General features: G+C 68.2%; 26 protein-coding genes and 1 pseudogene. 7 read left to right on the top strand and 20 right to left on the bottom strand.

The annotated features are described in order from the left end of the window. Positions 1-2: 2 nt before the first annotated feature. Entirely contained in the window at positions 3-1916 is a 1914-nt protein-coding gene (locus ACJH7A_RS02975) for a DUF222 domain-containing protein (protein WP_406801409.1), read from the bottom strand. A 133-nt stretch (positions 1917-2049) separates the two neighbouring features. On the opposite strand from ACJH7A_RS02975, the gene ACJH7A_RS02970 reads away from it, so the two are divergent. Continuing rightward, positions 2050-2349 (top strand): hypothetical protein, encoded by a 300-nt coding sequence (locus ACJH7A_RS02970; protein ID WP_212806589.1) that lies wholly within the window; start codon positions 2050-2052, stop codon positions 2347-2349. Positions 2350-2355: 6 nt separating this feature from the next. On the opposite strand, the gene ACJH7A_RS02965 is transcribed toward ACJH7A_RS02970, so the two are convergent. From ACJH7A_RS02965 to ACJH7A_RS02910, 12 genes and pseudogenes are all read right to left on the bottom strand, one after another. Next, on the bottom strand, positions 2356-4200 hold the full coding sequence (locus ACJH7A_RS02965; protein ID WP_212806590.1) for a CocE/NonD family hydrolase: 1845 nt from the start codon (positions 4198-4200) through the stop codon (positions 2356-2358). A 17-nt stretch (positions 4201-4217) separates the two neighbouring features. Next, positions 4218-4739, bottom strand: a complete 522-nt coding sequence (locus ACJH7A_RS02960; protein ID WP_406801408.1) for a hypothetical protein — start codon at positions 4737-4739, stop codon at positions 4218-4220. 268 nt (positions 4740-5007) lie between these two features. Continuing rightward, positions 5008-6468 carry an adenosylhomocysteinase gene (gene ahcY / locus ACJH7A_RS02955; protein ID WP_346416976.1) on the bottom strand — a complete coding sequence of 487 codons (1461 nt, stop codon included), beginning with the start codon at positions 6466-6468 and terminating at the stop codon, positions 5008-5010. Positions 6469-6566: 98 nt separating this feature from the next. Next, positions 6567-7223 (bottom strand): TetR family transcriptional regulator, encoded by a 657-nt coding sequence (locus tag ACJH7A_RS02950; RefSeq protein WP_212806593.1) that lies wholly within the window; start codon positions 7221-7223, stop codon positions 6567-6569. Next, positions 7220-7405: a rubredoxin gene (locus tag ACJH7A_RS02945; RefSeq protein WP_020102918.1), complete on the bottom strand. Its 186-nt coding sequence runs from the start codon at positions 7403-7405 to the stop codon at positions 7220-7222. The genes ACJH7A_RS02950 and ACJH7A_RS02945 overlap by 4 nt, the downstream gene beginning before the upstream one ends. A 71-nt stretch (positions 7406-7476) precedes the next feature. Continuing rightward, positions 7477-7638 (bottom strand): annotated as a pseudogene (locus ACJH7A_RS02940) (rubredoxin); the annotation flags it as partial. A 2-nt stretch (positions 7639-7640) separates the two neighbouring features. Continuing rightward, positions 7641-8867, bottom strand: a complete 1227-nt coding sequence (locus ACJH7A_RS02935) for an alkane 1-monooxygenase (RefSeq protein ID WP_212806595.1) — start codon at positions 8865-8867, stop codon at positions 7641-7643. A 142-nt stretch (positions 8868-9009) separates the two neighbouring features. Next, positions 9010-9921, bottom strand: a complete 912-nt coding sequence (locus ACJH7A_RS02930) for a cation diffusion facilitator family transporter (RefSeq protein ID WP_212806596.1) — start codon at positions 9919-9921, stop codon at positions 9010-9012. Positions 9922-9945: 24 nt separating this feature from the next. Next, entirely contained in the window at positions 9946-11172 is a 1227-nt protein-coding gene (gene manA, locus ACJH7A_RS02925; RefSeq protein ID WP_406801407.1) for a mannose-6-phosphate isomerase, class I, read from the bottom strand. Positions 11173-11177: 5 nt separating this feature from the next. After that, the gene (locus ACJH7A_RS02920) at positions 11178-12269 is read right to left on the bottom strand and encodes a TobH protein (RefSeq protein WP_212806598.1); all 1092 of its coding nucleotides are present in this window, start codon (positions 12267-12269) and stop codon (positions 11178-11180) included. Next, positions 12266-13666 carry a phosphomannomutase/phosphoglucomutase gene (locus ACJH7A_RS02915; protein WP_406801406.1) on the bottom strand — a complete coding sequence of 467 codons (1401 nt, stop codon included), beginning with the start codon at positions 13664-13666 and terminating at the stop codon, positions 12266-12268. The genes ACJH7A_RS02920 and ACJH7A_RS02915 overlap by 4 nt, the downstream gene beginning before the upstream one ends. Positions 13667-13783: 117 nt before the next feature. Continuing rightward, positions 13784-14215: a DUF3499 domain-containing protein gene (locus ACJH7A_RS02910; RefSeq protein WP_061000741.1), complete on the bottom strand. Its 432-nt coding sequence runs from the start codon at positions 14213-14215 to the stop codon at positions 13784-13786. A 119-nt stretch (positions 14216-14334) separates the two neighbouring features. Here ACJH7A_RS02910 and ACJH7A_RS02905 point away from each other — a divergent pair, with 119 nt between their 5' ends. Beyond that, positions 14335-14757 (top strand): metallopeptidase family protein, encoded by a 423-nt coding sequence (locus ACJH7A_RS02905; protein ID WP_029105556.1) that lies wholly within the window; start codon positions 14335-14337, stop codon positions 14755-14757. Between the two features lie 23 nt (positions 14758-14780). Here the strand turns inward: ACJH7A_RS02905 and ACJH7A_RS02900 are convergent, their stop codons facing one another. Then, positions 14781-15044: a WhiB family transcriptional regulator gene (locus tag ACJH7A_RS02900; protein ID WP_205848855.1), complete on the bottom strand. Its 264-nt coding sequence runs from the start codon at positions 15042-15044 to the stop codon at positions 14781-14783. A 536-nt stretch (positions 15045-15580) separates the two neighbouring features. On the opposite strand from ACJH7A_RS02900, the gene cofD reads away from it, so the two are divergent. From cofD to ACJH7A_RS02885, 3 genes are read left to right on the top strand one after another with little or no spacing between them, the layout of a single operon-like run. Continuing rightward, positions 15581-16573, top strand: coding sequence for a 2-phospho-L-lactate transferase (gene cofD, locus ACJH7A_RS02895; RefSeq protein ID WP_212806600.1), 993 nt, complete (start codon positions 15581-15583; stop codon positions 16571-16573). Then, a complete protein-coding gene (locus ACJH7A_RS02890) occupies positions 16570-17919 on the top strand; it encodes a coenzyme F420-0:L-glutamate ligase (protein WP_212806601.1) in 1350 nt (449 codons plus the stop codon). Before cofD ends, ACJH7A_RS02890 begins: the two co-directional genes overlap by 4 nt. Then, positions 17916-18461, top strand: coding sequence for an NUDIX hydrolase (locus ACJH7A_RS02885; RefSeq protein ID WP_212806602.1), 546 nt, complete (start codon positions 17916-17918; stop codon positions 18459-18461). The genes ACJH7A_RS02890 and ACJH7A_RS02885 overlap by 4 nt, the downstream gene beginning before the upstream one ends. On the opposite strand, the gene ACJH7A_RS02880 is transcribed toward ACJH7A_RS02885, so the two are convergent. Together ACJH7A_RS02880 and ACJH7A_RS02875 are read right to left on the bottom strand one after the other, a co-directional pair. Then, a complete protein-coding gene (locus tag ACJH7A_RS02880) occupies positions 18443-19519 on the bottom strand; it encodes a sugar phosphate nucleotidyltransferase (RefSeq protein ID WP_061000748.1) in 1077 nt (358 codons plus the stop codon). The two genes, ACJH7A_RS02885 and ACJH7A_RS02880, sit on opposite strands and share 19 nt — an antisense overlap. Positions 19520-19569: 50 nt before the next feature. Beyond that, on the bottom strand, positions 19570-20487 hold the full coding sequence (locus ACJH7A_RS02875; protein ID WP_133426913.1) for a glycosyltransferase family 2 protein: 918 nt from the start codon (positions 20485-20487) through the stop codon (positions 19570-19572). A gap of 135 nt (positions 20488-20622) precedes the next feature. On the opposite strand from ACJH7A_RS02875, the gene ACJH7A_RS02870 reads away from it, so the two are divergent. Further along, positions 20623-22059: an LCP family protein gene (locus ACJH7A_RS02870; protein ID WP_110767843.1), complete on the top strand. Its 1437-nt coding sequence runs from the start codon at positions 20623-20625 to the stop codon at positions 22057-22059. Positions 22060-22061: 2 nt separating this feature from the next. After that, the gene (locus ACJH7A_RS02865) at positions 22062-22790 is read left to right on the top strand and encodes a TIGR03089 family protein (RefSeq protein ID WP_064861131.1); all 729 of its coding nucleotides are present in this window, start codon (positions 22062-22064) and stop codon (positions 22788-22790) included. Positions 22791-22799: 9 nt separating this feature from the next. Here ACJH7A_RS02865 and ACJH7A_RS02860 read toward each other — a convergent pair whose 3' ends face one another. The 4 genes from ACJH7A_RS02860 to ACJH7A_RS02845 are packed head-to-tail and all read right to left on the bottom strand — an operon-like array spanning position 22800 to position 26578. Then, a complete protein-coding gene (locus tag ACJH7A_RS02860) occupies positions 22800-23960 on the bottom strand; it encodes an acyl-CoA dehydrogenase (RefSeq protein ID WP_064861130.1) in 1161 nt (386 codons plus the stop codon). A 56-nt stretch (positions 23961-24016) separates the two neighbouring features. Then, on the bottom strand, positions 24017-24841 hold the full coding sequence (locus ACJH7A_RS02855) for a class I SAM-dependent methyltransferase (RefSeq protein WP_061000759.1): 825 nt from the start codon (positions 24839-24841) through the stop codon (positions 24017-24019). 11 nt (positions 24842-24852) lie between these two features. Beyond that, a complete protein-coding gene (purE, locus tag ACJH7A_RS02850) occupies positions 24853-25368 on the bottom strand; it encodes a 5-(carboxyamino)imidazole ribonucleotide mutase (protein WP_064861128.1) in 516 nt (171 codons plus the stop codon). After that, a complete protein-coding gene (locus tag ACJH7A_RS02845) occupies positions 25361-26578 on the bottom strand; it encodes a 5-(carboxyamino)imidazole ribonucleotide synthase (protein WP_256370084.1) in 1218 nt (405 codons plus the stop codon). Before ACJH7A_RS02845 ends, purE begins: the two co-directional genes overlap by 8 nt. Between the last annotated feature and the right edge of the window lie 89 nt (positions 26579-26667).

The raw sequence follows: 26667 nt of genomic DNA, 5'->3' as shown, positions 1-26667 counted from the left end.
ACTCAGAGTGGCGGTGGGATGTCTTGTTGCTCTGCTGATTCGGCCGCCGCGGTTTCTGCGGCTTCGCGTTCTTGGCGTTCTTTACGCTGGCGGGCGAAGGCTTCTTGTGCGGCTTCGCGCTCGTCGATGTCGGCTTGGTTGAGGGCGCGTTCGTAGGCGATCTGCTGGGCCTGGTTCTGGGCGCGGGTGCGGCGCCGGATGGGCATCATCACATCCCGGCCAGGAGCCGGTGGGGCGTCCAGATCGGTGTCCTCTGGCGGTGGGTTCGGCAGCGGGGTGTCGGTGACCGTGCGAGGAAACAGGATTCGACTTTCCGGCACGCTGATGTAGGTGTGGCCGGTGGGTGCGGTCCACACAATCGTCCCGTCAGGCTGTTGACGGTCACTCCAGCCATCCGGCCCGCCGTAGAACGTTTTGAGCAGGTGGTGTTTGCGGCACTTCGGGCTCAGGTTGCCCGGATGCGTCGGCCCGACCGGCCACGCAATCGTATGGTCCACATCGCAGGCGGTGGCAGGCTGATCACAGCCCGGGAACATGCACGTCATGGCCCGCACCCGGACGAATTCATCCATCGCCGCCGTGGGCCGGTACCGCGGCACCTCATCCAGATCCGCGGCCGAGGCGACGGTGCGGACCTTCGCACCGCGGGCCACCAGATCGGCGAGCACCGCCGGGGGCACCACGCCGCCGCCGAGGACATAACCGACCGGGGTGCATACCGGCGCCGGGGGCTTGGTGGAAGTCGGAGCGGAAGTCGGGACCGGCGGGTGCGCCGCATGAGCTTCAGGGGTGGACGCCGACTCAGCCGCCGGAGCAGGTGTATGCGCGGGTCTGCTGGCCGGCACTGGCGTGGACGTGCTGTCGCCGGCCCGTTCGTCCCCAGCAGGGGTCGAGGCATCGGCAGACCCCGAGTCGGCCGCCGACGCAGGCGCGGGCATCGGCGCCATGTCATCCGCCGGCGCGGGCTCAGGCTCAGGCTCGGGTGTGAAGACCGGCTCAGGCGCGGGATCCGGTTGTGGTGCGGGATGCGGTTCTCGCGCCGGAGTCGGGGTCTGAGGCGCGGCCGGATCCCCGTGCAACAGCGGATCCGCCACCGGCACCGGCAGCTGATCGGTGAGCACATGAATCACCACCGCCGCCGCCCGCGCATCCGGCCCAGCCGCCGGGCAATCGGGATTGCCGCACTGGCACGCGAGCCGATCCCCACGGGCCGCCAACACCCCGAGCGCGTCAGCACGCCGCTGCCCGAACGTCCGCGGATCGTCCTCACACACCTGCCGGGCCATCTCGTCCAGCACCCGATCCAGCAACTCGGCATCGGTGGCCAACAGCGCACCCCAGATCGACGCCACCCCGGTCTCATCATCGGGCTTACCCACCCCGACCCCACGCCGGCGCGCGGCCGAGCGCACCTTCAAAACAGCGGCCGGGTCGAACTTCTGCACCCAACCGTCGATCTTGCGTTCAATCTTCTTGCGCGACAACCCCGCCCACTCCGACAGCGCCCCCGCCAACGCAACATCGATCACCGCCAGCGTATTGGGATCCTCCACCAAACGGGTGCGCCAACAGATCGTCCCGACCGTCCGCGCCGACACCCCACCATCAGCGAACACCGCCGCCACCTTCGGCAGGCGGAAGCGCAACGCGACCGCAATCGACAACTGCCCCGACGCTTCACGCTTCCCGATCCCCAGCGCCGCCCCCACCTCGGCGACCGCAGCATCCCACCCATCACAGGCCCACCACTGCCGGCCATCTTCGTCATCGACACGCAACGCCACCAGATCCGCGATCGCCCGAAACTTCCCGCACTCAGCGACATTCGACACCCGCGCGAAATGCACCACCGCGTCGACCACAGAGGCATCGTGAACCAGCACACCACCGGCCCCGACACCCACATGTTCGAACATGTGTTCGATTCTACCGCCAGATCCGACAAATGTCACGAAAACGGCGAACACACCGATAACCCCTTCAGGACACAATCGAACGTTTTCCATCGCTCCTACGTGTCATTGGGTATAGGACCGGAAGGACCCTGAGATGCGTACTGCACTAATAACTCTCATAGCTCTCACCACCACTGCTGCCGTACTGGCCCCCGCCGCGCCGGCAGCCGCCGAGTCGGCGATAGTCACCATCGGCCAGCTGGAAGCCGAGGGATTCCACGTGAATGTCGACCGGGTCGGTACCGCGCCGCTCGATCAGTGCGTGGTGACCAGCGTCCGCAACCCGCAGGAGCAGACCCGGCTCATCCGGGTGGACGGCCCCGGCAACCGGGACCAGATCATCCGCGTGGTGGTACGACGGACCATCACAGTGTCGCTGGACTGCAGTCGCTAGCCGGACTCAGTTCGCGATCACCGGCAACGTGATCGACGACGGATGGGCGGCGTCGTGCAGGATGGTCTGCGTCGCAACGACGGTCGCCGCATCCCGCCCGAACGGCGCACCGGTGTTGGGATTCGGCGCGAACTGCGGGTAGTCGCTGCTGGAAATCTCGACCCGCACCCGGTCCCCCGGCTTGAGTTGGTAACTGGTGGGCCAGATTTGGATGCGGTACTGGTACGGCTGGCCGGGGACGATCGGCGTCGGCGCCGACAACGAGTCCCGGAACGACGCCCGGATGATGCCGTTGTTCAGGTTGACGGCCGTCCCATCGGGCTTGACCACCACCAGCTTGGCCGTGAAATCGGTGTCCACAGCTGAAGATTGGGCCCACAGCGAGACGGTGGCCGCCCCGGTGATCTCGGTGTCCCGGGTCACCGGGTCGCCGGTGTACACCAGCACATCGGATCGCTGTTCGACCGGCGTCTGGTCGTACGGCCCTTGCGGACCGGACTTCGCACCACAGCAGGAGTGCCCACCCAGGCTCGGTGCCGGATTGAGCGGGTCGTAGGTGTAGGTGTCGGGCGGTTGTGGTCCGGGCAGCACCGGCAACAGCTTGCCGTCGCGGTCCGCGATGCCGCCGGAGCCCGAGAGGTAGTAGTTGATCCATTGCGTCTGCGGCAGTGGCCAATTGGCGGCCGTCTTCCAGGCGTTGGCACCCATGGTGAAGTAATCGACGCGCGGCTTGCCCGCCACACCGTTGTCGACGCCCTTCAAGAAGTGGTCGAACCACGCCAGCATCAGCTCGTTGATCGGGCTGTTGCCCACCGCTCCAATGTCTTTGAGCATCGGTGCGGGCTCGGAATCAGCTCGACCCCACGCGACGTGGTCCCACGGCCCGATGACCAGACGCTGGTTCGTACGCGCGAAGTCGTTGCCACCGTGGGCCACCATCCCGGCGAAGTTCTCCACACCGCCGGCCAGGAACGCGTCGTACCAGCCCTCGAAGTGCAGCACCGGAATTCGCACCGCCGGATACCGGTCGCGAATGCTGACCTGCTGCCAGAAGGCGTCGCGCGTGTTGTGCCGGACCCAGTCGAAGTACCACGGCGCCACCGCCGGATTGTGGGGCTGCATCGGCGGAAGGTCCTGCTGCGGGCGGAAATTCAGCCATCGCGTCGGATCGGCGCCGGCGTCCCGCAACAGCCGTTCGGCTTCGGCGTCCCGGCGGTTCTGCGCGGCACCGAGCGCAATCGACTCGATGGCCCACGGCTGCACGAACGCCAACCGGAACTCGCCGCCCTCGTAGGTCCAGCCGTCGTAGTAGTCGGACGCGGTGTTGGCGGGCGCGATCGTCACCAGATGCGGCGGCGCCGTCACCGCTGCAAGCCATTGCGTCGCACCGACGTACGACGATCCGTACATCGCCACCTTGCCGTTCGCGCCGGGCAGACCGGCGGCCCATTCGACGGTGTCGTAGCCGTCGGCCATGTCATTGGTGAACTCACTGAACACCCCGCCGGAGCTCCCCTGGCCCCGAACGTCCTGCACGACAACGAGATAGCAGTGCGAGGCGAACCAATCCGGCGGTTCGTAGCGCTCCGGCGACGTCTGCGCCCCGGACTTGCCGTACTGCGTCCGCATCAGCAATACCGGCACCGGGTCAGCGGTTCGAGGGCGGTAGACGTCGGCGCGCAGGACGACGCCGTCGCGCATGGTGGCGCCGACATCGCGTTCGGTATCGACGGCGCACGAGCCCCGGCCCGTCGCAGCAGGGAATGGAGAAGCGGGCGGACGGTCCGCGCCACAGGCAGCCAGCAGAGCCAGCACCACCACGAACGCCGTCACGCGGATCAGAGCGCGCACGCCACCACGCTAGACGGTTACGACGGCGCGGGTCCGCCCGACTTCGTCGTCAGCACCAGGACGTTCGCGTCGCGGTCGAGGAACGCCTGCGTGGTCATGCCCGAACCGGAGAAGTGGTTGTTGAGTTCGGGCCCCGACAGGTACGGACCGCCGGGCAGTTCCGGCTGCAGAATCTTCTGCACCGTCGGCCGCCGATCGGTGTCGGCCGGGTGGTATTCGGCGATCAATCGAGTGGTCTCCGCCGGGGGCAGCTTGATCACCGCGTCGATCCAGTTGACCTTGCCGGCCAGGCTGGGATCGCCACTGTTGTTCCAGGTGACCCACACCGCCTCGTCGGGCTTGCGCAACTGCGGGAACTGCCAGACCAGTTGCTGCACGTCATGCCGGACCATCTCGGGCGGTATCGGCGGGCCCTTCACCGCAGGCGACGCGGAGCCGAAGATGTCCAGGCTGCCGAGGTTGACGCCGTCGCAGCCGGTCAACGTGACGCCGACCACAGCCAGCAACGCGATGCGTCTTTCCCATCGGTTCTTCCGCATGGCCGACGTCCCTTCACGAGGGTGCCCTGGTGTGCGGAAATTCTAACGCCGAGATCCGCTAACCAGCAGATCTTCAGCAAACATCTGAGTGTGGCGCCGAACACAAAAATTATCGCTCAGCGCAATATATCGGCGCCGCTCGTGCCTGCGGTCAGCTAATTCGTCGATGTGTGCCGAGCCCGAAAACTGCGAAAGCCCCCAATTCCCGTGGGAATTGGGGGCTTTCGAGTGTGCTCACGCGGACAGCGCAAACTGACCGCGAACAGCCTCAGTAGCGGTAGTGCTCCGGCTTATACGGGCCGTCGACGTCGACGCCGATGTACTCGGCCTGCTCCTTGCTGAGCTTGGTCAGCGTGCCGCCGAGAGCCTCGACGTGGATACGCGCGACCTTCTCGTCGAGGTGCTTGGCCAGGCGGTAGACCTCGTTGTCGTACTCGTCGTTCTTGGTCCACAGCTCGATCTGGGCGATGACCTGGTTGGAGAACGAGTTCGACATCACGAACGACGGGTGGCCGGTCGCGTTGCCCAGGTTGAGCAGACGGCCCTCGGACAGCACGATGATCGACTTGCCGGTGTCACCGAAGGTCCACAGGTCGACCTGCGGCTTGATGTTCAGCTTGGTGGCACCCGACTTCTCGAGGGCCGCCATGTCGATCTCGTTGTCGAAGTGGCCGATGTTGCCCAGGATGGCCTGGTTCTTCATGGCCTTCATGTGCTCGAGCAGGATGATGTCGAAGTTGCCGGTCGCGGTGATGACGATGTCGGCCTCGGGGATGCCCTGCTCGACGGTGACGACGTCGAAGCCGTCCATCAGCGCCTGCAGCGCGTTGATCGGGTCGATCTCGGTGACCGCGACGCGCGCGCCCTGGCCGGCCATCGACTCGGCACAACCCTTGCCGACGTCGCCGTAGCCACAGATCAGCACCTTCTTGCCACCGATCAGCACGTCGGTGCCGCGGTTGATGCCGTCGATCAGCGAGTGGCGGGTGCCGTACTTGTTGTCGAACTTGCTCTTGGTGACCGAGTCGTTGACGTTGATGGCGGGGAACGCCAGCTCCCCCGCGGCGGCGAACTGGTACAGCCGCAGCACGCCGGTGGTGGTCTCCTCGGTGACACCCTTGACTGACTCGGCGATCTTGGTCCACTTGGTCTTGTCGTTCTCGAAGCCCTTGCGCACGAGCTCCAGGAAGACCTTCCACTCGGCCGAGTCGTCTTCCTCGGCCGGGGGCACGACGCCCGCCTTCTCCCACTGCGCACCGCGCAGCACCAGCATGGTGGCGTCGCCGCCGTCGTCCAGGATCATGTTGGCCGGCTCGCCGTCCCAGGTGAGCATCTGCTCGGCGCACCACCAGTACTCCTCCAGCGTCTCGCCCTTCCAGGCGAAGACCGGGGTGCCCTTGGGCTCCTCGACGGTGCCGTGCGGGCCGACGACGACGGCCGCGGCCGCGTGGTCCTGGGTGGAGAAGATGTTGCACGACGCCCAGCGCACCTCGGCGCCCAGCGCGGTCAGCGTCTCGATCAGCACGGCGGTCTGCACGGTCATGTGCAGCGAGCCGGAGATGCGCGCGCCCTTGAGCGGCTGCACGTCGTGGTATTCGCGGCGAAGCGCCATCAGGCCGGGCATCTCGTGCTCGGCGAGGCGAATCTCCTTGCGGCCGAACTCGGCCTCGGACAAATCGGCGACCTTGTAGTCGATGCCGTTACGGACGTCTGCCTTCAATTCCGTCATGGATTAGAGCCCCATTCATTCGTTCCACTGGAGTGACCCCATGGCCTGCGGGCTCGCGGGACAGGCGCCAGGAAACAACTCGAATGGCGCGCTGACGGCTACGGGGTATCCCCACTACCGTAACGGTCGGCGAACGGCGTCATGAGCCGGGCCAGGTCAGCGGCCACATCGTGGTCCGCTTCCGGCGGCATTGACACGTAACTGATCGCCAGCCGGACGATCGCCCGCGCGAGCACCCCGGCGTCGTCGTCGGAAATCTGCACCCAGCTGCCGCGGAACGCCTCGGTGAGACGCTTCGAACAGTGCGAGATGATCGGCGCGCTGTCGGTGGTGATGATCTGCAGCAGATCGGGTTTGGCGACACCGGTCAGCAACGAGATGACGAGCGGATCGGACGCCGACTCGGTGAAGAACATCCGGAAGCCCTGCAGGAACGCGGACTCGATGTCGCCGACGTTGGCGTAGATGGCGTGCTCGACGGCGTCGACCAGGCGGTCGGCGAGGCGCATCGCGTACCCCTCGGCCAGGCCCTGGCGCGAGCCGAATTCGTTGTAGATCGTCTGTCGGCTGATGCCGGCGGCGCGCGCGACGTCGGACAGCGTGATCGACGACCAGTCCTTGGCCAGCAACAGTTCTCGCATGCCGTCCAGGATCGAGTGCCGCAGCAGGACCCGTGACGCCTCGGCGTACGGCACCCGAGGTGCCGCAGGGCGCGGCCCCTCGGGTCCGTCCGGTACTGCGGCCGCGGCGGTCACGACGCCACGACCTCCACCATGTCGAAGTCGGATTTGGCGGCGCCGCAGTCGGGGCAGCTCCAGTCCTCGGGGATGTCGGCCCAGCGGGTGCCCGGGGCGATGCCGTCCTCCGGCCAGCCCTTCTCCTCGTCGTACTCGAAGCCGCACTGCAGGCAGACGAACTTCTTGAACGGCTCGCTCATGAACTCACTCCTACTCCGTCGTTTCCCGTCGCTGCGCTCGCCCCGGGGCTGTTTCCCGTCGCTGCGCTCGCCCCGAAGGGCTCGAAATCGATCTTCTCGCGCACCGCGCAGTCCGGGCAGCACCAGTCGTCGGGAACATCGTCCCACGCCGTGCCTGCCGGGAAACCTTCACGCGGAGCGCCTTTGGCCTCGTCATAGACATAACCACAGCCCGGGCATTGGTAGGCACTCATGGTCAGGCCACCGCCCCGTACTTGGCCAGCACCTTGTCCCGCACCCGCGGGTGGACGTTGACCTTGGTGATGTCGCCGTCGTAGTGCTCGATGACCCGGTGGTCCATCATCCGGCGCCACAGCGGCGGGATGTACGTCAGGCCGATCAGGGTCGCGTAGCCGCTGGGCAGGTTCGGTGCGCCGTCGATGCTGCGCAGCGTCTGGTAGCGGCGCGTCGGGTTGGCGTGGTGGTCACTGTGCCGCTGCAGGTGGTACAGGAACAGGTTGGTGACGATGTGGTCGGAGTTCCAGCTGTGCACCGGGGCGCAGCGCTCGTAGCGGCCGCTCTCGGTCTTCTGCCGCAGCAGGCCGTAGTGCTCCAGGTAGTTGACCGACTCCAGCAGGCTGAATCCGTAGATGCCCTGGATCAGGACGAACGGGATGAGCGCCGGGCCGAACACCGCGATCAGGATGCCGAAGAACACCACCGACATGAGCCAGGCGTTGAGGACGTCGTTCTTGAGGTAGGTGCGCGGGTCCCACGGGCTGCGGCCGAGACGGCGGATGCGCTGGGCCTCGAGTTCGACCGACGACTTCAGGGCACCCCACACGGTACGCGGCAGGAACTCCCAGAAGTTCTCACCGAAGCGCGCCGAGGCGGGATCCTCCGGCGTGGCGACGCGGACGTGGTGACCGCGGTTGTGCTCGATGTAGAAGTGGCCGTAGAACGTCTGCGCCAGAGTGATCTTGGCCAGCCAGCGCTCCAGGTTCTCCTTCTTGTGCCCCATCTCGTGCGCGGTGTTGATGCCGACGCCACCGAGGACACCGACCGACAGCGCGACACCGAGCTTGGCCCACCAGGCGAGGCCGCCGTCGAAGCCCAGCCAGCTGAGGTCCTTGGCGGTGAACAGGTACGCGCCGAGGATGACGCTGGCGTACTGGAACGGGATGTAGACGTAGGTGCAGTAGCGGTAGTACTTGTCGTTCGCCAGCTGCTCCATCATCTCCTCGGGCGGGTTCTCCCCGTCGGGCCCGAACTTCAGGTCGAGGATCGGCAGCAGCACGTAGAGCAGGCCGGGGCCGATCCACAGCGGCACCTGCGCGAGCGTGTGCCAGCCGGCCTGGTTCAGTGCCCAGATCAGCGGGAGCATCACGAACAGCGCGGTGGGCGCGATCAGGCCCATGAGCCACAGATGACGCTTGCGATCGCGCCACTGCTCGGTGTTGACGTCGGATACCTCGACTGACACGGGTCCACCTCCATTGGTTGGGCCGACAACTTGCGCTCTTGACTATAGAGGGCATTTTGTCGCTGGTCTAGACAATGGAGGCATTTTTGTAAAACGCCTTGTGGCAGCCGTCACCGCAGCAGGTGACTGCGGGTTTCGGCGTTCAGCCGCGGTAGAGATCAGGCTCGATGTAGATGATGCGGGCGTTGGGCACCGCGGCCCGGATCGTGACCTCGGCGGCATCGATCGTGGCGGCGACCGTCGCCAGGTCGGTGTTCGGAGCCAGCGCGATCTTCACGCCGACGAGCATCTCCTCCGGCCCCAGGTACTGCGTCCGCAGATGGATGACGCGGTCGATGTGCGGCGTCTGCTCCAGCGCGTTGCGGATGGCGCTGGTCTCGTCGACCGTCGCACCCTCGCCGATGAGCAGGCTCTTCATCTCCACCATCAGCACCACCGCGATGACGCCGAGCAGCACACCGATCGCCGCGGTGCCGACGCCGTCCCACACCGGGTCGCCCGTCAGCATCGACAGCCCCACGCCGAACAGGGCGAGCACCAGACCGACCAGGGCGCCGGAATCCTCCAGCAGCACCACCGGCAGCTCCGGGTTACGCGAGGTCCGGATGAAGCGCCACCAGCTGCCGGCTCCCTTGAGCGGACGCGATTCCTTCACCGCGGTGTAGAAGCTGTAACCCTCCAGGCCGATCGCCACGACGAGGATCGCGACGGCGACGACGGGCGACGACAGCGGCTCGGGGTGGGTGATCTTGTGATAGCCCTCGTACAGCGCGAACATCGCGCCCAGGCTGAACAGGACCAGCGCCACCACGAACGAGTAGAAGTAGCGGCTGCGGCCGTAGCCGAACGGATGCAGATGGTCGGCGTCCTTGCGCGCCTGCCGCTGCCCCCACAGCAGCAGACCCTGGTTGGATGTGTCCGCCAGCGAGTGCACCGACTCCGCGAGCATCGACGAACTGCCCGTGATCAGGAAGCCGACGAACTTCGCCGCCGCGATCCCGGCATTGGCCAACAGCGCTGCGATGATCGCGCGCGCACTCCCCGAGGCCGACATGACCTGCCCTTTCGTAGGTTTGTTCTAGATCCCCACCGTCGCACGGAACACCGTCGACGGCTCTTGCGCCACCAGCTGCACGGGGCCCTCCCCGGCGGCGACCCAGGCCGCGGCCCCCTTGTTCAGGGTCAGCTCACCGCCCGCGGACTGCACCCGCACGCGGCCCTGCGTGCCCAGCAGAATCTGTGGGCCGGCGTGCCCCCGCGGCAGCTCGACCGCAGAGCCCACCCGCTCGTCGCCGATCCGCAGGATCGACACCGCGAATTCCGGTGCGGGCGTGTCGAAAACCTGCTCGACACCGTCCTCGGCCGGCCGCGGATGGATCGGCCGGCCATCGGTCGGGGTGAAGTCGAGCACCCGGAGGAGTTCCGGTACATCCACGTGCTTGGGTGTCAGACCACCGCGCAACACGTTGTCGGAGTTGGCCATCACCTCGAAACCCATGCCGTGCAGGTAGGCGTGCAGGTTGCCGGCGGGCAGGTAGATGCCCTCGCCCTCGACCAGGCTGATGCGGTTGAGCAGCATGGCGGCCAGCACCCCGGCATCGCCCGGGTACCGCTCGCCGAGCTCGAGAACCGTCTTGGCCTCGGCCGCGAATTCCGTTGCCCCCGAACGGATGTAGTTGATCGCGCCGTCGAGGACGGCAGGCACCAGCACATCGAGATCGGGCTGCGGCAAGGTGATCCAGGTGGTGAAGACGGCCCGCAGCCCCGCCGCGTCCGACTGGCCGGCCAGCAGATTGATGTACGGGTCGAGGTCGGACACCGCCAGCGCCCGCATCAACTCGACGGTGCGAGCCACGGGCCGGAACCCGGCGAGCGCCTCGAACGGGCCGAGGGCCACGATCAATTCCGGCTTGTGGCTGCGATCCCGGTAGTTGCGGTCGCGCGCGTTGAGCGCAATGCCTTGGCGCTCTTCACGATTGAAGCCCTCGGCAGCCTGCTCGGCACTGGGGTGCGCCTGCAGCGACAGCGGTTCGTCAGCGGCGAGCACCTTCGCCAGGAACGGCAGCGACTCACCGAACCGCGCCAGGACCTCGGGCCCCAACTCGCCGGCGGGGTCGGCCCCGATGACCTCGAGCAGCGACACCTCCCCGTCGGCCGTCTCCAGCCGCGCCGGGTCCCCCGGGTTCGCGCCCAACCACAATTCAGCTTCGGGATGTGCTGTGGGACTGGGTCTTCCGGCGAAATCGGCCAAGGCGGTACGCGACCCCCAGGCGTAGTTCCTGACCGCGCCTCGTAGCAGATGCACTATGTCTAACCTCGAACCAGTTTCAGGTACACGGCCGTCATCTCCAGCCGCACCGCCAGCATCGCGATCTGTTGTTCCAGGCGACTGCCCGGCACCTGCAGCCCCGCGTCGGGCACGTCATCGGCACTGAGCACGTCGACATCGCCACCGAGCGCGTCCATCCGGGCGATCACGCCGGGACGCTCCTCGTCGGCACACAGCACGACGGTGCGGACCCGGGCCGGCACCGGCCCGTCGATCTCGGGGTCGTGGAAAAGCGAGTCCTCGTAAGACATTTCGACGGTCTGACGGCCGAGCCCGCCGTGCAACGCCACCAGGGCGTCGGCGCCGCCGGTCGCGGTCACGAGCTGATGGGCCACCCGCAGCAGCACGGTCGCGGCATGACGGACCAGCGCCAGCATGGCCGCGCCCTCACCGGCCAGCACCACCTGCCGGCCGGACATCCGCTCGGCCAGGTTCTTGGCCGGGTTGGTGAACATCTCGCGGGCCGCGCTGTTGCGCAGCGCCTCGGCATCCAATTCGTCGGCCAGGGCATCGAGGTCGATGCGCAGCGCCGGGTCGACGACCATCATCGTCGCCAGGCCGGCGGCCAGGTAGCGGGTGAGGCCGAAATCGTCGGGCACCGACAGGCGCGGCGGCAGCACCACGGCCCGGCCGGCCGCGGCATCGCGCAGCGGACCATCGTTGGGCGCCACCACGATCACGCGCGCACCGCGACGCACGCCGGTCGCCACCGCCGTCACCAGCGCGGGGTCGGCCGCGTCGTCACCGGCCACCACCACGACGTCGAGTGCGCCGATCCACGGCGGCACGTCGGGCGTGACAACGAGCGGGATCGGCGACGTCGCGGCCAGTGCCGCGGCCAGTACGGTCCCGGCCGCACCGGACGCGCCCGATGCCCCACGCCCGCACACCCAGGTGACGGTCCGCGGACGTTGATCCGAGCGCAGCTCGTCGAGTTCGCCTTCAGTGAGCGCCGCGGCGACCGCGCGGGTCTGTGCGCCTGCCATCGACGCCGCGCGCAGCAGGCCGTCGCGGTCGGCCGCGATCAGACCGTCGACATCGTCGAGGTCGAGGGTCGCCGGGGCGGCACTCATGGCAGCGACCCACCAGTGCGCCCGCTGACCGCCTTGATCTGCGCCGCGATGTGCGCCACGATCTCGTCGACTTCCACCCGCGTGCGGGCTTCGACGTTGAGCCGCAACAGCGGTTCGGTGTTGGAGCTGCGCAGGTTGAACCAGCGCCCGTCGCCCAGGTCGACGGTCACGCCGTCGAGTTCGTCGGTCGCGGCGATGTCGCTGCCGTAGGACGTGAGGACCGCCTGCACACACGCCGGTGCGTCGGCGACGGTGAAGTTGATCTCGCCCGACGCCTCGTACCGCTGGTACTTGGCCATCAGTTCGGACAGCGGACGGTCCTGTTCGCCGAGCGCCGCCAGCACGTGCAGCGCGGCGAGCATGCCGGAGTCCGCACCCCAGAAATCGCGGAAGTAGTAGTGCGCTGAGTGCTCGCCACCGAAGATCGCGTTGGTCTCGGCCATCAGCGCCTTGATGTACGAATGGCCGACGCGCGAGCGCACCGCCGTGCCGCCGCGCTCGGCGATCAGCTCGGGCACCGCCCGTGAGGTGATCAGGTTGTGGATGACGGTCGCGCCGGACTCGCGGGCCAGCTCGCGATCGGCGACCAGCGCCGTCACGGCCGACGGCGAGACGGGTTCGCCCTTCTCGTCGACGACGAAGCAGCGGTCGGCGTCACCGTCGAACGCGAGGCCGATGTCGGCGCCGTTCTCCACGACATGCTTCTGCAGGTCCACCAGGTTGGCCGGATCCAGCGGGTTGGCCTCGTGATTGGGGAACGTGCCGTCCAGCTCGAAGTACAACGGCAGCAAGGTGATCGAGGAGACGGTGCCCAGCACCGCCGGTGTGGTGTGCCCGCCCATGCCGTTTCCGGCGTCCACCGACACCCGCAACGGACGCAGCGCCGACACATCGACCAGCGAACGCAGGAAGGTGCCGTACTCGGCGAGGACGTCGCGCTCCTCGACCTTGCCCGCGGCGCCGTCGTGACCGGGCACGCCGTCGGTGACCTCACCAGCGACGGTGGCCAAACCTGTTTCGCTGCCGACGGGCTTGGCGCCTGCCCGGCACAACTTGATGCCGTTGTAGGCAGCCGGGTTGTGGCTGGCCGTGAACATGGCGCCCGGGCAGTCGAGCAGACCCGAGGCGAAGTAGAGCTGGTCGGTCGACGCCAGCCCGATCCGGACCACGCCCAGACCCTGTGCCGTGACCCCGTCGGCGAACGCCGCCGCCAATGACGGTGAGCTGGGCCGCATGTCGTAACCGACCGCCACCCGGGTGGCGCCCTCGGCGCGCATCAACCGGGCAAACGCACCACCGACGTCGGCGACGAACGACTCGTCGATCTCCTCGCCGACCAGCCCACGCACGTCATATGCCTTGATGACGCGCTGTACAGAGGCAGCAGGCCGAGACATAGCCCTCCCGATCTCATCGTTCGCAGACCACTGCATACCGAGGGTCTGTGACAGTCAGCCTATCGGCTGACCCATCTGCCCGCGGACGGTCGGTGGGGTTCGGTAGGACTTGCGTCGCTAACTCTCAGGCGGATCCGGCAACACCCGGAGATGACCGCGGCGGCGCCCATTGTGTTGCGTACGCGGTGCGGGCGGCGCCATGACGGTGCCACCGGGCGTGCCGGCGTGGCTGCCGGGCAGCGGATCGGTGAAACCCGTTGGGATGCCACCGCGAGACGGCGCGTCGCGCCCCTCGCGCACCGCGTCGGCGAGCGCGACGAGGTCGTCATCCTCGGAGGGCGTGGGCAGCGGGCCGGCGTGGCGGACCAGCTCCCATCCGCGGGGCGCGGTGATGCGGCTGGCGTGCGACACACACAGGTCCCACGAATGCGGCTCCGACGCGGTGGCCAACGGACCTACGACTGCCGTGGAATCCGAATAGACAAACGTCAGCGTCGCCACGGCGTAGTGCGGGCAACCTGGCCGGCAGCAGCGACGGGGAACATTCACTCGGCGAGATTATCGCGCCGCCGACGCGCCCACCGCCGGACACGCGCGTCGCGGCCGCGTCGATCTCCAACCGTTACTATCGGCCGATGGCCCACTCGCGTGTGCGCCGCCGTCGCGGCATGCGCGGCCCGCTCCTCCCCCCGACCGTTCCCGGATGGCGCAGTCGCGCCGAGCGATTCGACATGGCGGTGCTCGAGGCCTACGAACCCATCGAGCGCCGCTGGAGCAATCGGGTGTCCGGACTTGACGTCGCGGTCGACGAGATCCCCCGGATCTCCCCCAAAGATCCCGATGCCATCCAGTGGCCGCCCGAGGTGATCGCCGACGGGCCGGTGGCGCTGGCGCGGCTCATCCCAGCCGGGGTGGATGTTCGGGGTAATTCGACACGGGCGCGAATCGTCTTGTTCCGCAAGCCCATTGAACGGCGGGCGAAGGACTCCGTTGACCTCGCCGACCTGTTGCACGAAATTCTCGTGGCGCAGGTAGCCACGTATCTCGGCGTTGAACCGTCGGTGATCGACCCGACCATCCTCGACGACTAGCCGGTCGACCTACCCGCGGTGTGTCAGATGACGCCGCGCTTGATCCGCCGGCGCTCACGCTCCGACAGACCACCCCAGATGCCGAAGCGCTCATCATGCGCCAGGGCGTACTCGAGGCACGCGTCGCGCACCTCGCAGCCCTGGCAGATGCGCTTGGCTTCGCGGGTCGAGCCACCCTTCTCGGGGAAGAACGCCTCGGGGTCGGTTTGCGCGCACAGGGCGCGCTCCTGCCACTGGTCTTCCGTGAGCTCGGGTTCGGTGTCGATGTGATCAGGCACCAGACTCAGCTGCGGCCGTCCGGCGACGACGTGCTGAACGGGTCCGGTGTTCGTGTGCGGTGCGGTCCCAACAGAGCCGAGCATCCGCCCGTCGAACTGCACCACGTGATCGAAATCTGCGTGTTCGTAAGACATTTGCCGCCTCCTCCCCTGCTTTACGTAGTTCTCAAAACGGAGTCCAACTACTTACCCTGCGTGCCGTGAGTGGCGATCAAAATTCGAACAAACGGTCGAATCTCGGTCTGCTGCACCGGAACCGGTAAACAAACCGGGAATGACACTGTTGTGATTACACACGGGTTAGCTGCCACGGTCAAGCGGATGAAGCGCATTTCCTACCATCTTGTGACCTGTTTACGGCGCGTCGTTACCGCGGCGTGTCGCGATAGTGACCAATAACACGCTGCCGCACAACGTAGTTGAGAATGCCGATAACTGATGCGGCTGTTGCTCAAGTGAATAATGAGGTTTTAAGTTTGCTGCGCGCCGAATTGCCTTCCGGGCGCGTCATTCCACCCGCGCGCCATCGCCTAGGGTGAGTCGACGTGAAGGTGACGGTTCTGGTCGGTGGCGTCGGTGGCGCTCGGTTTCTGCTCGGCGTCCAGAAACTGCTGGGGTTGGGTCAATTCGCCGAACCCGGTGCGGAGCCCTCCCCGCACGAGCTCACCGCGGTCGTCAATGTCGGCGACGACGCCTGGATGTTCGGCGTCCGCATCTGCCCCGACCTCGACACCTGCATGTACACCCTCGGCGGCGGCATCGATCCGGAACGCGGCTGGGGCCACCGGGGCGAAACCTGGCACGCCAAGGAAGAGCTCGCCGCGTACGGCGTGCAGCCGGACTGGTTCGGCCTCGGCGACCGCGACCTGGCCACCCACCTGGTGCGCAGCCAGATGCTGCGGGCCGGCTATCCGCTGTCCCAGGTCACCGAGGCGTTGTGCGACCGCTGGCAGCCCGGCGCCCGGCTGCTGCCCGCCAGCGACGAACGCAGTGAAACCCACGTCGTGGTAACCGATCCCGAATCGGGCAATCAGCGGGCCATCCACTTCCAGGAATGGTGGGTGCGCTACCGCGCCCAGATCCCCACCCACAGCTTCGCGTTCATCGGCACCGAGAAGGCAAAGGCCGCACCGGGTGTCGCCGACGCCATCGCCGGCGCCGACGTCGTGCTGTTGGCCCCGTCCAATCCGGTCGTCAGCATCGGCGCGATCCTGGCGGTGCCCGGCCTGCGCAGCGCGCTGCGGTCGACCCCGGCACCGGTGATCGGCTACTCCCCGATCGTCGCCGGAAAGCCGTTGCGCGGGATGGCCGATGACTGCCTCAAGGTGATCGGCGTCGACAGCACCTCGGAGGCCGTGGGTGCGCACTACGGCGCCCGCAGCACGACCGGCATCCTCGACGGCTGGCTGATCGACGCGGGCGACCACGCCGAGATCGAAGGGGTCAACGTCAAGGCCGTGCCGCTGTTGATGACCGATCCGGCGGCCACGGCCGAGATGGTCCGGGCCGGACTCGAACTGGCCGGACTTCAGCTGTGACCGAGCATGGCGCCGCGGCCGCCATCGAAATCCTCCCGGTGCCCGGGCTTCCCGAGTTCCGCCCCGGCGACGACGTGGCCGCCGCCATCGCCGCCGCCGCCCCCTGGCTGCGCGACGACGACGTGCTGGTGGTCACCAGCAAGGTGCTCTCCAAATCCGAGGGCCGCATCGTCGCCGCGCCGACCGACCCCGACGAGCGGGACGCCCTGCGGCGCAGGCTCATCGACGAGGAGGCCGTGCGGGTGCTGGCCCGCAAAGGCCGCACCCTGATCACCGAGAACGCCAACGGGCTGGTCCAGGCCGCCGCCGGCGTCGACGGATCCAACGTCAGCACAACCGAATTGGCCCTCCTGCCGGTCGACCCGGACGGCAGCGCGGCGCGGCTGCGCGCCGGCCTGGCCGAGCGGCTCGGCGTGACCGTCGCCGTCGTCATCACCGACACCATGGGCCGGGCCTGGCGCAACGGCCAGATCGACGCCGCCATCGGCGCGGCCGGACTGGCGGTGTTGCACGGTTATTCCGGTGTCCAGGACACGCACGGCAACGAGCTGCTGGTGACGGAGGTCGCCATCGCCGACGAGATCGCGGCCGCCGCCGACCTCGTCAAGGGCAAGCTGACCGGCATTCCCGTCGCCGTGGTGCGGGGCCTGTCGCCGCGCGACGACGGCTCGAACGGCCGGACCCTGGTGCGCGCCGGTCAGGAGGATCTGTTCTGGCTGGGCACCGAGGAAGCACTGGCCCTGGGCCGCAGGCAGGCTCAGTTGATGCGCCGCTCGGTGCGCACGTTCAGTTCCGAGCCCGTGGCGCCGGAGCTCATCGAGGAGTCCGTCGCCGAGGCGCTCACCGCGCCCGCGCCGCACCACACCCGCCCGGTGCGGTTCGTCTGGGTACAGGACCACGACACGCGAATCCGGTTGCTGGACCGCATGAAAGAGAAGTGGCGCACCGACCTGACCGGTGACGGGCGCCCGGCCGACTCTGTCGACCGGCGCGTGGGCCGCGGCCAGATTCTCTACGACGCACCGGAACTCGTCATCCCGTTCCTGGTTCCCGATGGCGCACACAGCTATCCGGACGCGGCTCGGACCGAGGCCGAGCACACCATGTTCACCGTCGCGGTGGGCGCGGCCGTACAGGGGCTCCTGGTGGCCCTGGCGGCCCGGGATGTCGGCAGCTGCTGGATCGGCTCGACGATCTTCGCCGGCGACATCGTGCGTGCCGAACTCGAGCTGCCGGGCGACTGGGAACCATTGGGCGCCATCGCGATCGGCCACTTCCCGGAGAGCGACGAGCCCCGCCGGCCGCGGCCGCCCGTGCCGACGGACGAACTGCTGATCCGCCGATGAGCGAGTCGTTGCACGCCTCGGTCGTCGCCGCGTTGCGCGACTGGGCGGCCCCCGACGCCGATCAGGACACCCTGCGGCACGCCGTCGCGGCCTTCGTCGACGCCCGGCCCGACGCCTGCCGGCGCGCCTGCGTACCCGGGCACATCACCGCGTCGGCGCTGGTGCTCGACCACAGCCGCACCAAGGCCCTGCTCACGCTGCACCCGCGGTTGGGCCGCTGGGTTCAGCTCGGCGGTCACTGCGAGGACGTCGACACCGACATCCGCGCGGCGGCACTGCGCGAGGCCACCGAGGAATCCGGCATCACCGGGCTGGAGATCGCCGAGATGCCCGCCGCGCTGCACGTGCACGCGCTGACGTGCTCATTGGGCGTCCCGACGCGGCATCTCGACGTGCAATACCTCGCCGTCGCGCCGGCGGACGCCGAAATTCACCGCAGCGACGAATCGCTGGATCTGCAGTGGTGGCCCCTGGACGCGCTACCGGGCCCGGACCCGGGACTGGAGCGGCTCGCGCGGGCCGCTCAGACGTCCGTCGAGTAACGAATACCGCCGTCCGGGATGGTGACACCGGGCCACACCCGCGCGCCGCGCAGCAGCTCGCACCGGGCCCCGATGTTGGCGCCGTCACCGATCACGCCGTCACGGATCAGGGCCCGCGGACCGATCCGGGCGCCGAAACCGACGATCGACCGCTCGATCACCGACCCGGCCTCGATCTTGACGCCGTCGAAGATCACCGCGCCGTCCAGCCGGGCGCCGGCACCGATCTCGGCGCCGCGGCCCACCACGGTCCCGCCGATCAGCAGCGCACCGGGCGCCACCGCGGCACCCTCGTGCACCAGGCTCTCGCCGCGATGCCCGTCGAGTACCGGCGACGGTGCGATACCGCGCACCAGATCCGCTGAGCCACGGACGAAGTCGTCGGGCGTGCCCATGTCCCGCCAGTAGCTGGCATCGACGTAGCCGCACACCTTGAAACCGTCGGACAGCAGCTTCGGGAACACCTCACGTTCGACCGATACCTCACGGCCCGTGGGGATCTCGTCGATCACCGCGCGCTGGAACAGGTAGCAACCGGCGTTGATCTGGTCGGTCGGCGGATCCTGCGTCTTCTCCAGGAAGGCCGTCACCACACCGTCGGAATCGGTTGGCACACAACCGAACGCGCGGGGGTCGCTCACCCGCACGAGGTGCAGCGTGACATCGGCCTGCCGCTCGCGGTGGCTGGCGACCATGGCGCCGAGATCCAGCCCGGACAGCACGTCACCGTTGAACACCATGGCGGTCGGGTGGCGCAGCTTGGGCGCCACGTTGGCGATACCGCCACCGGTGCCCCGGGCTTCCTCTTCGACCACGTACTCGATCTCCAGACCCAGCTTGGAGCCGTCGCCGAATTCCGCCTCGAAGACCTCGGCCTTGTACGAGGTACCCAGCACCACATGGCGGATACCCGCGGCCGCGATCCGGGCGAGCAGGTGGGACAGGAACGGCACTCCCGCCGTCGGCAGCATCGGCTTGGGCGCCGAGAGGGTCAGCGGGCGCAGCCGGGTGCCCTGCCCACCCACCAGGATGACCGCGTCGACGTCAACCGGATTCACCGCGTCACTCAACTCGCGTCCTTTCAAGCCTCGAGGTCATCGCCGGTAGCCTAGTTCGCCCGACGGCGCTTACGCCTGGAATTGCCCACCACCGCGCGTTCGCGCGCGTTCAGCGCCGACTTGATGGTCCACCGCAGCGGGGCCTGCCACCAGTGCGGATGCCGGTCGGCAAGGAATGTATAGGTACTGCGGTGGTGCGCGGCCAGATTGCGGGCCGGGTCCCGTCCTGTGGAATGTCCCTTGTCGTGCAGGATTTCGGCGGCCGGCACGTACACGTTCTGCCAGCCGCCCTGCGCCAGCCGGTCCCCGAGGTCGACGTCCTCCATGTACATGAAGTAGTTCTCGTCGAATCCGCCGATCTGCCGGAACGCCTTGGTGCGCAACAACAGACACGAGCCCGACAACCAGCCGACGGCGCGTTCGCTTGGCTCCAACCGGTCCTGGCGGTAGGCCGCCGTCCACGGGTTGGATTTCCAGAACGGGCCCACCACGGCGTGCATGCCGCCGCGGATCAGGCTCGGCTGATGCCGCGCCGACGGATAGACCGAGCCGTCGGGGTCGCGGATCAGCGGACCCACCGCACCGGCCGCGGGCCACCGCGCCGCCCCGGCGAACAACTCGTCGATGCTGTGCGGTCCCCACTGCACATCCGGGTTGACCACGACGAAGAACTCCTGGTCGACGACGCTGTCGGGCGTGTCGAGGTAGGCCGCGACGGCGCGGTTCACCGCGGTGCCGTAGCCGAGGTTGCCGCCCGTGCGGAACAACTCGACGTCGGCGTAGCGCTCCAGGGCCGACTCGGGCGCACCGTCGGTCGAGCCGTTGTCGGCCATCACCACCAGCAGGCGGCGTTCCGTCGCGTGGGCCAGCGTCTTCAGGAAACGGTCCAGATGCGCGCCGGGTGAATACGTCACCGTCACCACGAGCAGCGGGCGATCCGATTGCGGTACGGATGGCTGCTCGATCACGGCCTAGAGGTTAGCGGGCCGACGGCCGTACCCGCACCAGGGTGTGACCCGCCGAACCCCGGGCTACCGGCCACGGCAAGCGCTCACCAGTAGCCTGTCCTGGTGCCAGGTCGACTGTTCCGCATCCTCGCCGTCATGACGACGGTGCTCGTGATGGTGGGCACCGGCGTGGCCTGGAGCAGCCTGCGTTCGCTGGAATCCGGCATCAACCGCATCAGCACCGCGGCCCTCGGCGGCGGGGGCGACGACGGTGCCGTCGACATCCTCCTGGTGGGTATGGACAGCCGTACCGACGCGCACGGAAATCCCTTGTCAGAGGAAGAACTCGCGACGCTGCGCGCCGGCGACGACGTGTCCACCAACACCGACACCATCATCCTGGTGCGCATCCCCAACAACGGGCGCTCGGCCACCGCCATCTCCATCCCGCGCGACTCCTATGTGCAGGCGCCGGGGCTGGGCAAGACCAAGATCAACGGTGTCTTCGGTCAGGTGAAGCTCGAGAAGATGAAGGAACTCGTCGAGGAGCAGGGTGAGGACGCCGCCACCGCCGAGCCGAAAGCCGTCGAGGCCGGCCGCGAGGCGCTCATCAAAACCGTGGCAAAGCTCACAGGCGTGACCGTCGATCACTACGCCGAGGTCGGGTTGCTGGGCTTCGCCTTGATCACCGACGCCCTCGGCGGCGTCAACGTGTGTCTGAAGAACGCCGTCGACGAACCGTTGTCGGGCGCCAACTTCCCGGCGGGCTGGCAGAAACTCAACGGCCCGCAGGCCCTGAGCTTCGTGCGGCAGCGGCACGATCTGCCCCGCGGCGACCTGGACCGGGTGACGCGCCAGCAGGTCTTCATGGCGTCGCTGGCGCACGACATCATCTCCGGGCAGACGCTGTCCAGCCCCAGCACCCTGAGCCGGCTCCGCAGCGCCGTGCAGCGGTCGGTCGTCCTGTCCGACGGTTGGGACATCATGGATTTCGTCCAGCAGATGCAGAAGCTGGCGGGCGGCAACGTCGCGTTCGCCACCATCCCGGTGCTCGCCGAGGACGGCTGGAGCGACGACGGCACCCAGAGCGTCGTGCGCGTCGACCCCGCACAGGTGCAGCAGTGGGTGGCCGGTCTGCTGCAGGACCAGGCCGAGGGCAAGACCGAGAAGCTCGCGTACACCCCCGGCAACACCACCGTCGACGTCGTCAACGACAGTGACATCAACGGACTGGCCGCGGCGGTGTCGGAGGTCCTCACCGAAAAGGGCTTCGTCGCAGGCAAAGTCGGCAACAACGAGGCCGACCATGTGACGTCGAGCCAGATCCAGGCCGCGAAGTCGGACGACCTCGGGGCGCGGGCCATCGCCGAACAGCTGGGCAACCTGCCGGTGGTGGAGAACGCCTCCGTGCCGAGCGGCGCGGTGCGGGTGGTGCTCTCGCACGACTACGCGGGTCCCGGTTCCGGGCTGGAGGGCGGCAGCCACACCGTGACGCAATCCGCTTCCGACACCACCGATTCCGGCACCACCACGCAGGTCCCGCCGTCGCCCATCATCACCGCGGGCGCGGCCGACCCCAAGTGCGTGGACTGACCATGACCAACCTGTCCAGTGTGGTCCTCGACCCGTTGCTGCGTGACGACCCGGCCGGACCGCGCATCACCTACTACGACGACGCCACCGGCGAGCGCATCGAGCTGTCGGCGGTGACACTGGGCAACTGGGCCGCCAAGACCGCCAACCTGCTGCGTGACGAACTCGGCGCGGGTCCGGGCAGCCGGATCGCGGTGCTGCTGCCCGCGCACTGGCAGACGGCCGGCGTGCTGTTCGGCATCTGGTACATCGGCGCGGAAGTTTTGTTGAAAGACACAGCCGGAGAATCGATCCCATCCGGCTGCGATATCGCGCTGTGCACGGCCGACCGGATCGACGCGGCCGACGAGACCGGTGCCGGCGAAGTCGTCGTGCTGTCGCTCGATCCGTTCGGCAAGCCGGTCCCCGACCTGCCGATCGGCGTCACCGACTACGCGACATCCGTGCGGGTGCACGGCGATCAGATCGTGCCCGAACGGAACCCGGGGCCGGCCCTGGCCGGCCGCTCGGTCGACGATGTCCTCGCCGCGGCCCGCCACGGTGCGGCGGCAAAGGGATTCACCACCGGCACCCGGCTGCTGTCGACGGCCGCGTGGGACAGCCCCGACGAACTCGTCGCCAATCTGCTGGCGGTGTTCGCCGGCGGCGCCTCCCTGGTGCAGGTGGCCAACCCCGACGCGGGCGCGCTGGAGCGGCGCCGCGCGACGGAGAAGGTCACTGCCGACCTGTAGCGCCTGACGTCAGCGCAGCAGGGCGCGGGACATCACGACCCGCTGAATCTGGTTGGTGCCCTCGTAGATCTGGGTGATCTTGGCATCGCGCATCATGCGCTCCACCGGGAAGTCGACGGTGTAACCGGCGCCGCCGAACAGCTGCACGGCGTTGGTGGTCACCTCCATCGCCACATCCGAGGCGAAACACTTCGACGCCGCCGAGATGAAGCCCAGGTTGCCCTCACCGCGCTCGGCGCGGGCCGCGGCGTTGTAGACCATCAAACGGGCCGCCTCGGTCTTCATCGCCATGTCCGCGATCATGAACTCGACACCCTGGAACTGGCTGATCGCCTTGCCGAACTGCTTGCGGTCCTTGGTGTAGGCGATCGCGGCGTCCAGCGCACCCTGCGCCACACCGACGGCCTGCGCGCCGATGGTCGGACGGGTGTGGTCGAGCGTCGCCAGCGCGGTCTTGAAGCCGGTGCCCGGCTCGCCGATGATGCGGTCACCGGGGATGCGGCAGTTCTCGAAGTACAGCTCGGTGGTCGGCGAACCCTTGATGCCGAGCTTGCGCTCCTTCGGGCCGATGGAGAAGCCCTCGTCGTCGATGTGCACCATGAACGCCGAGATGCCGTTGGCGCCCTTGTCGGGATCGGTCACTGCCATCACGGTGTACCAGCTCGACTTGCCGCCGTTGGTGATCCAGGCCTTGGCGCCGTTGAGGATCCAGTCGTCACCGTCGGCCTTGGCGCGGGTGCGCATCGCTGCGGCGTCACTGCCGGCCTCGCGCTCGGACAGCGCGTACGACGCCAGCTTGCCGTCGACCAGGTCCGGCAGCACCTTGCGCTTGAGCTCGTCGGAGCCGTTCAGGATCAGGCCCATGGTGCCCAGCTTGTTGACCGCGGGGATCAGCGACGCCGACACGTCGACCCGGGCCACCTCTTCGATGACGATGCACGCGGCCACCGAATCCGCGCCCTGACCGCCGAACTCCTCGGGCACATGCACGGCGTTGAAACCGGACGCGGTCAGCGCGTCACTGGCCTCCTGCGGGAACCGGGCCTGCTCGTCGACCTCGGCGGCAAACGGCGCGATCTCCTTCTCGGCCAGGGCCCGGATGGCGGCACGCAGCTCCTGATGCTCTTCCGGCAGCTGAAACAGATCGAATGACGGGTTACCGATAGACATTGATGGCTCCTTGCCTGCCCATGTGGCGAGATGCGGGGTGCTACTCGCCGGTAACTTTACCGCCCCTGACCCGACACCTTCTGCAGCCCACGGACCAACTCGCGGTAAGTGCGGTGATAGACGGTGCGCAACGTCTCGCTGCGGCGCAGCACGTCGACGGCCGTCACGGGGCCGAGCAGCAGCACGGGATGCCCGGCGAAAACCGAGGTGGTGTGCTGGATCCGGGCCGAGCGGTGCGCCGCCGACTCGAGTTCGGCCTGGTAGTAATCGCAGAACTCCGGCTGGGTGAAGAACACCTTGTTGAAGCCGATCGCGAATGGGGCCAGGCCGGCGCCGTCATCGAGGTATTTGAGCGTGCCCACCGCGACGCCGGGCCAGAACTCGTTGAAGACGTCGTCGGCGATGACGATGCCGCCATCGGCCAGGGTGGCCTCGGCCAGCTGCATGTCGCTGTAGACGATCTCCTCGGTGTGGCCGCCGTCGACGCTGAAGAACCGGACGGGCCCACCGGCCTCCTCCAGCAGCACCTCGGGGGTCAGCTTCGTGGAGTCACCCTGGTGGATCACCACGCTGTCCATGGACGACCAGACGTCGACGTTGCTGGTGAACTTCGCCAGATCACCGGCGCCGGAACCATCGATGTTGAGGTCCTGGTCGCCGAAAATGTCGATGGCAACGGACTTTTCGTCGTCCCGCTGCAGCAGGTTCAGGCCGATGAACAGCTTGCCGTGGTGCACACCGATCTCGGCGACCGCACCGCCGACGGACCTGGCCCGCTGGGCCTCGTCCAGCGCACCGGCGACCAGGAGCACCTCCGGCTCCATGAATCCCGTGACGAGTTTGTGGCCGACGCTGCGGTACCGCGCGAATGAGGATTTCATCGATCGTGAGCTTACTTGCCCAGCAACCGATTCCGCAGCGCCTCATCCTTGTCGAGCACCATCTGCTCCAGGTCCTCCTGGAAACGCTGCATCCGCGCCCGCAAAGCGGCATCGGCCGACCCCAGGATGCGTACCGCCAGCAGGCCCGCGTTGCGCGCCCCACCGATCGACACCGTGGCCACCGGCACGCCCGCGGGCATCTGCACGATCGACAGCAACGAGTCCATGCCGTCGAGGCGGGCCAGCGGCACGGGCACCCCGATCACCGGCAGCGGAGTGGCCGACGCGACCATGCCGGGCAGGTGCGCGGCGCCACCGGCGCCGGCGATGATCACCTCGACGCCGCGGTCCGCGGCGGTCTTGGCGTAGTCGAGCATGCGCTGCGGTGTGCGGTGCGCCGACACCACGCCGACCTCGAACGGCACCTCGAACTCGGCGAGCGCGGTGGCCGCGTCCTCCATCACCGACCAGTCGCTGTCACTGCCCATGATCAGGCCGACCCGGGGGCCTCCCGCGCGTTCACTCATGTCCACTCCATCCGTCGGTCCACTCAGCGTGCGACAGCCAATGCGCGGCCCGGACGGCGCGCTCGCGCACGTCGGCCACGTAGTCCTCGTCGTCGAGCGAGCCGCCCGGCGCGCCGACGATGTTGACGTGGCCGATCTTCCGGCCCGGCCGCTCCCCCTTGCCGTACAGGTGCACCCGGGCCTCGGGCAGCCGGCCGAACAGGTGGTGCAGGCGCTCGTCCATGGTCATCTCGGGTTGCGTCGGCGCGCCCAGCACGTTCGCCATCACCGTCACGGGCGCCAGCGGTGCCGTCGACCCCAGCGGGTAGTCCAGGACCGCGCGCAGATGCTGCTCGAACTGGCTCGTCGTCGCGCCGTCCATGCTCCAGTGCCCGGAGTTGTGCGGCCGCATGGCCAGCTCGTTGACCACCAGGTCACCGTCGACCGTCTCGAAGAGCTCGACCGCCAGCACGCCGACCACACCGAGCTCATCGGCGATCCGCAGCGCGAGCTGTTCGGCCGCCGTCGCCACCGCGGCGTGCAGCTGCGGCGCCGGCGCGATCACCTCGACGCAGATGCCGTCCTCCTGCACGGTGTGCACGACGGGCCACGCCGCGCCCTGCCCGAACGGCGAGCGCGCGACGAGCGCGGCCAGCTCGCGGCGCATGGCGACCTTCTCCTCCACCAGCACCGCCACGCCGGCGGCCAGGTAGCCCTCGGCGGCAGCACGGGCCTGTGCCACGTCGTCGGTCAGGGTGACGCCCTTGCCGTCGTAACCGCCCCGGCTCGCCTTCACGACCAGCGCACCACCGGTTTCAGCGGCGAGCTCGTCGATGGCATCGAGATCAGCGGTCGACGCCACCTCGCGGTAGCGCGGCACCGGAGCGCCGAGTTCGGCCAGCCGGCGGCGCATCACCAGCTTGTCCTGGGCGTGCACCAGCGCCGACGGCGGCGGGGCCACGTTGACGCCGTCCGCGACCAGGGTCTGCAGCAGCTCGGTCGGCACGTGCTCGTGATCGAACGTCAGGGCCGACGCACCGGCGGCCACCTGGCGCAGCGCCTCGAGGTCGGTGTGCGAGCCCAGCACCACCGCGGGGCTCACCTGGGCGGCCGGCTCGTCGGCGGAAACCGCCAGGACCCGCAGGGTCTGACCGAGCGCGATGGCGGCCTGGTGGGTCATGCGGGCCAACTGGCCGCCACCGATCATTGCCACGACGGGGGGTTGCGTCACGGCGCCTAGTTTGTCACGCACCGCGGGTGTCCCCCGAATCTGCCTATGCCGACTAGCTACCGCCCGCTACCTGCACGGGTACGTGAAAT

The organism is Mycobacterium sp. SMC-17 (assembly GCF_045310915.1).
GTDB lineage: Bacteria > Actinomycetota > Actinomycetes > Mycobacteriales > Mycobacteriaceae > Mycobacterium.
Note: the sequence above shows the minus strand (reverse complement) of the source record. Positions and strands in the feature narration are given on the sequence as shown.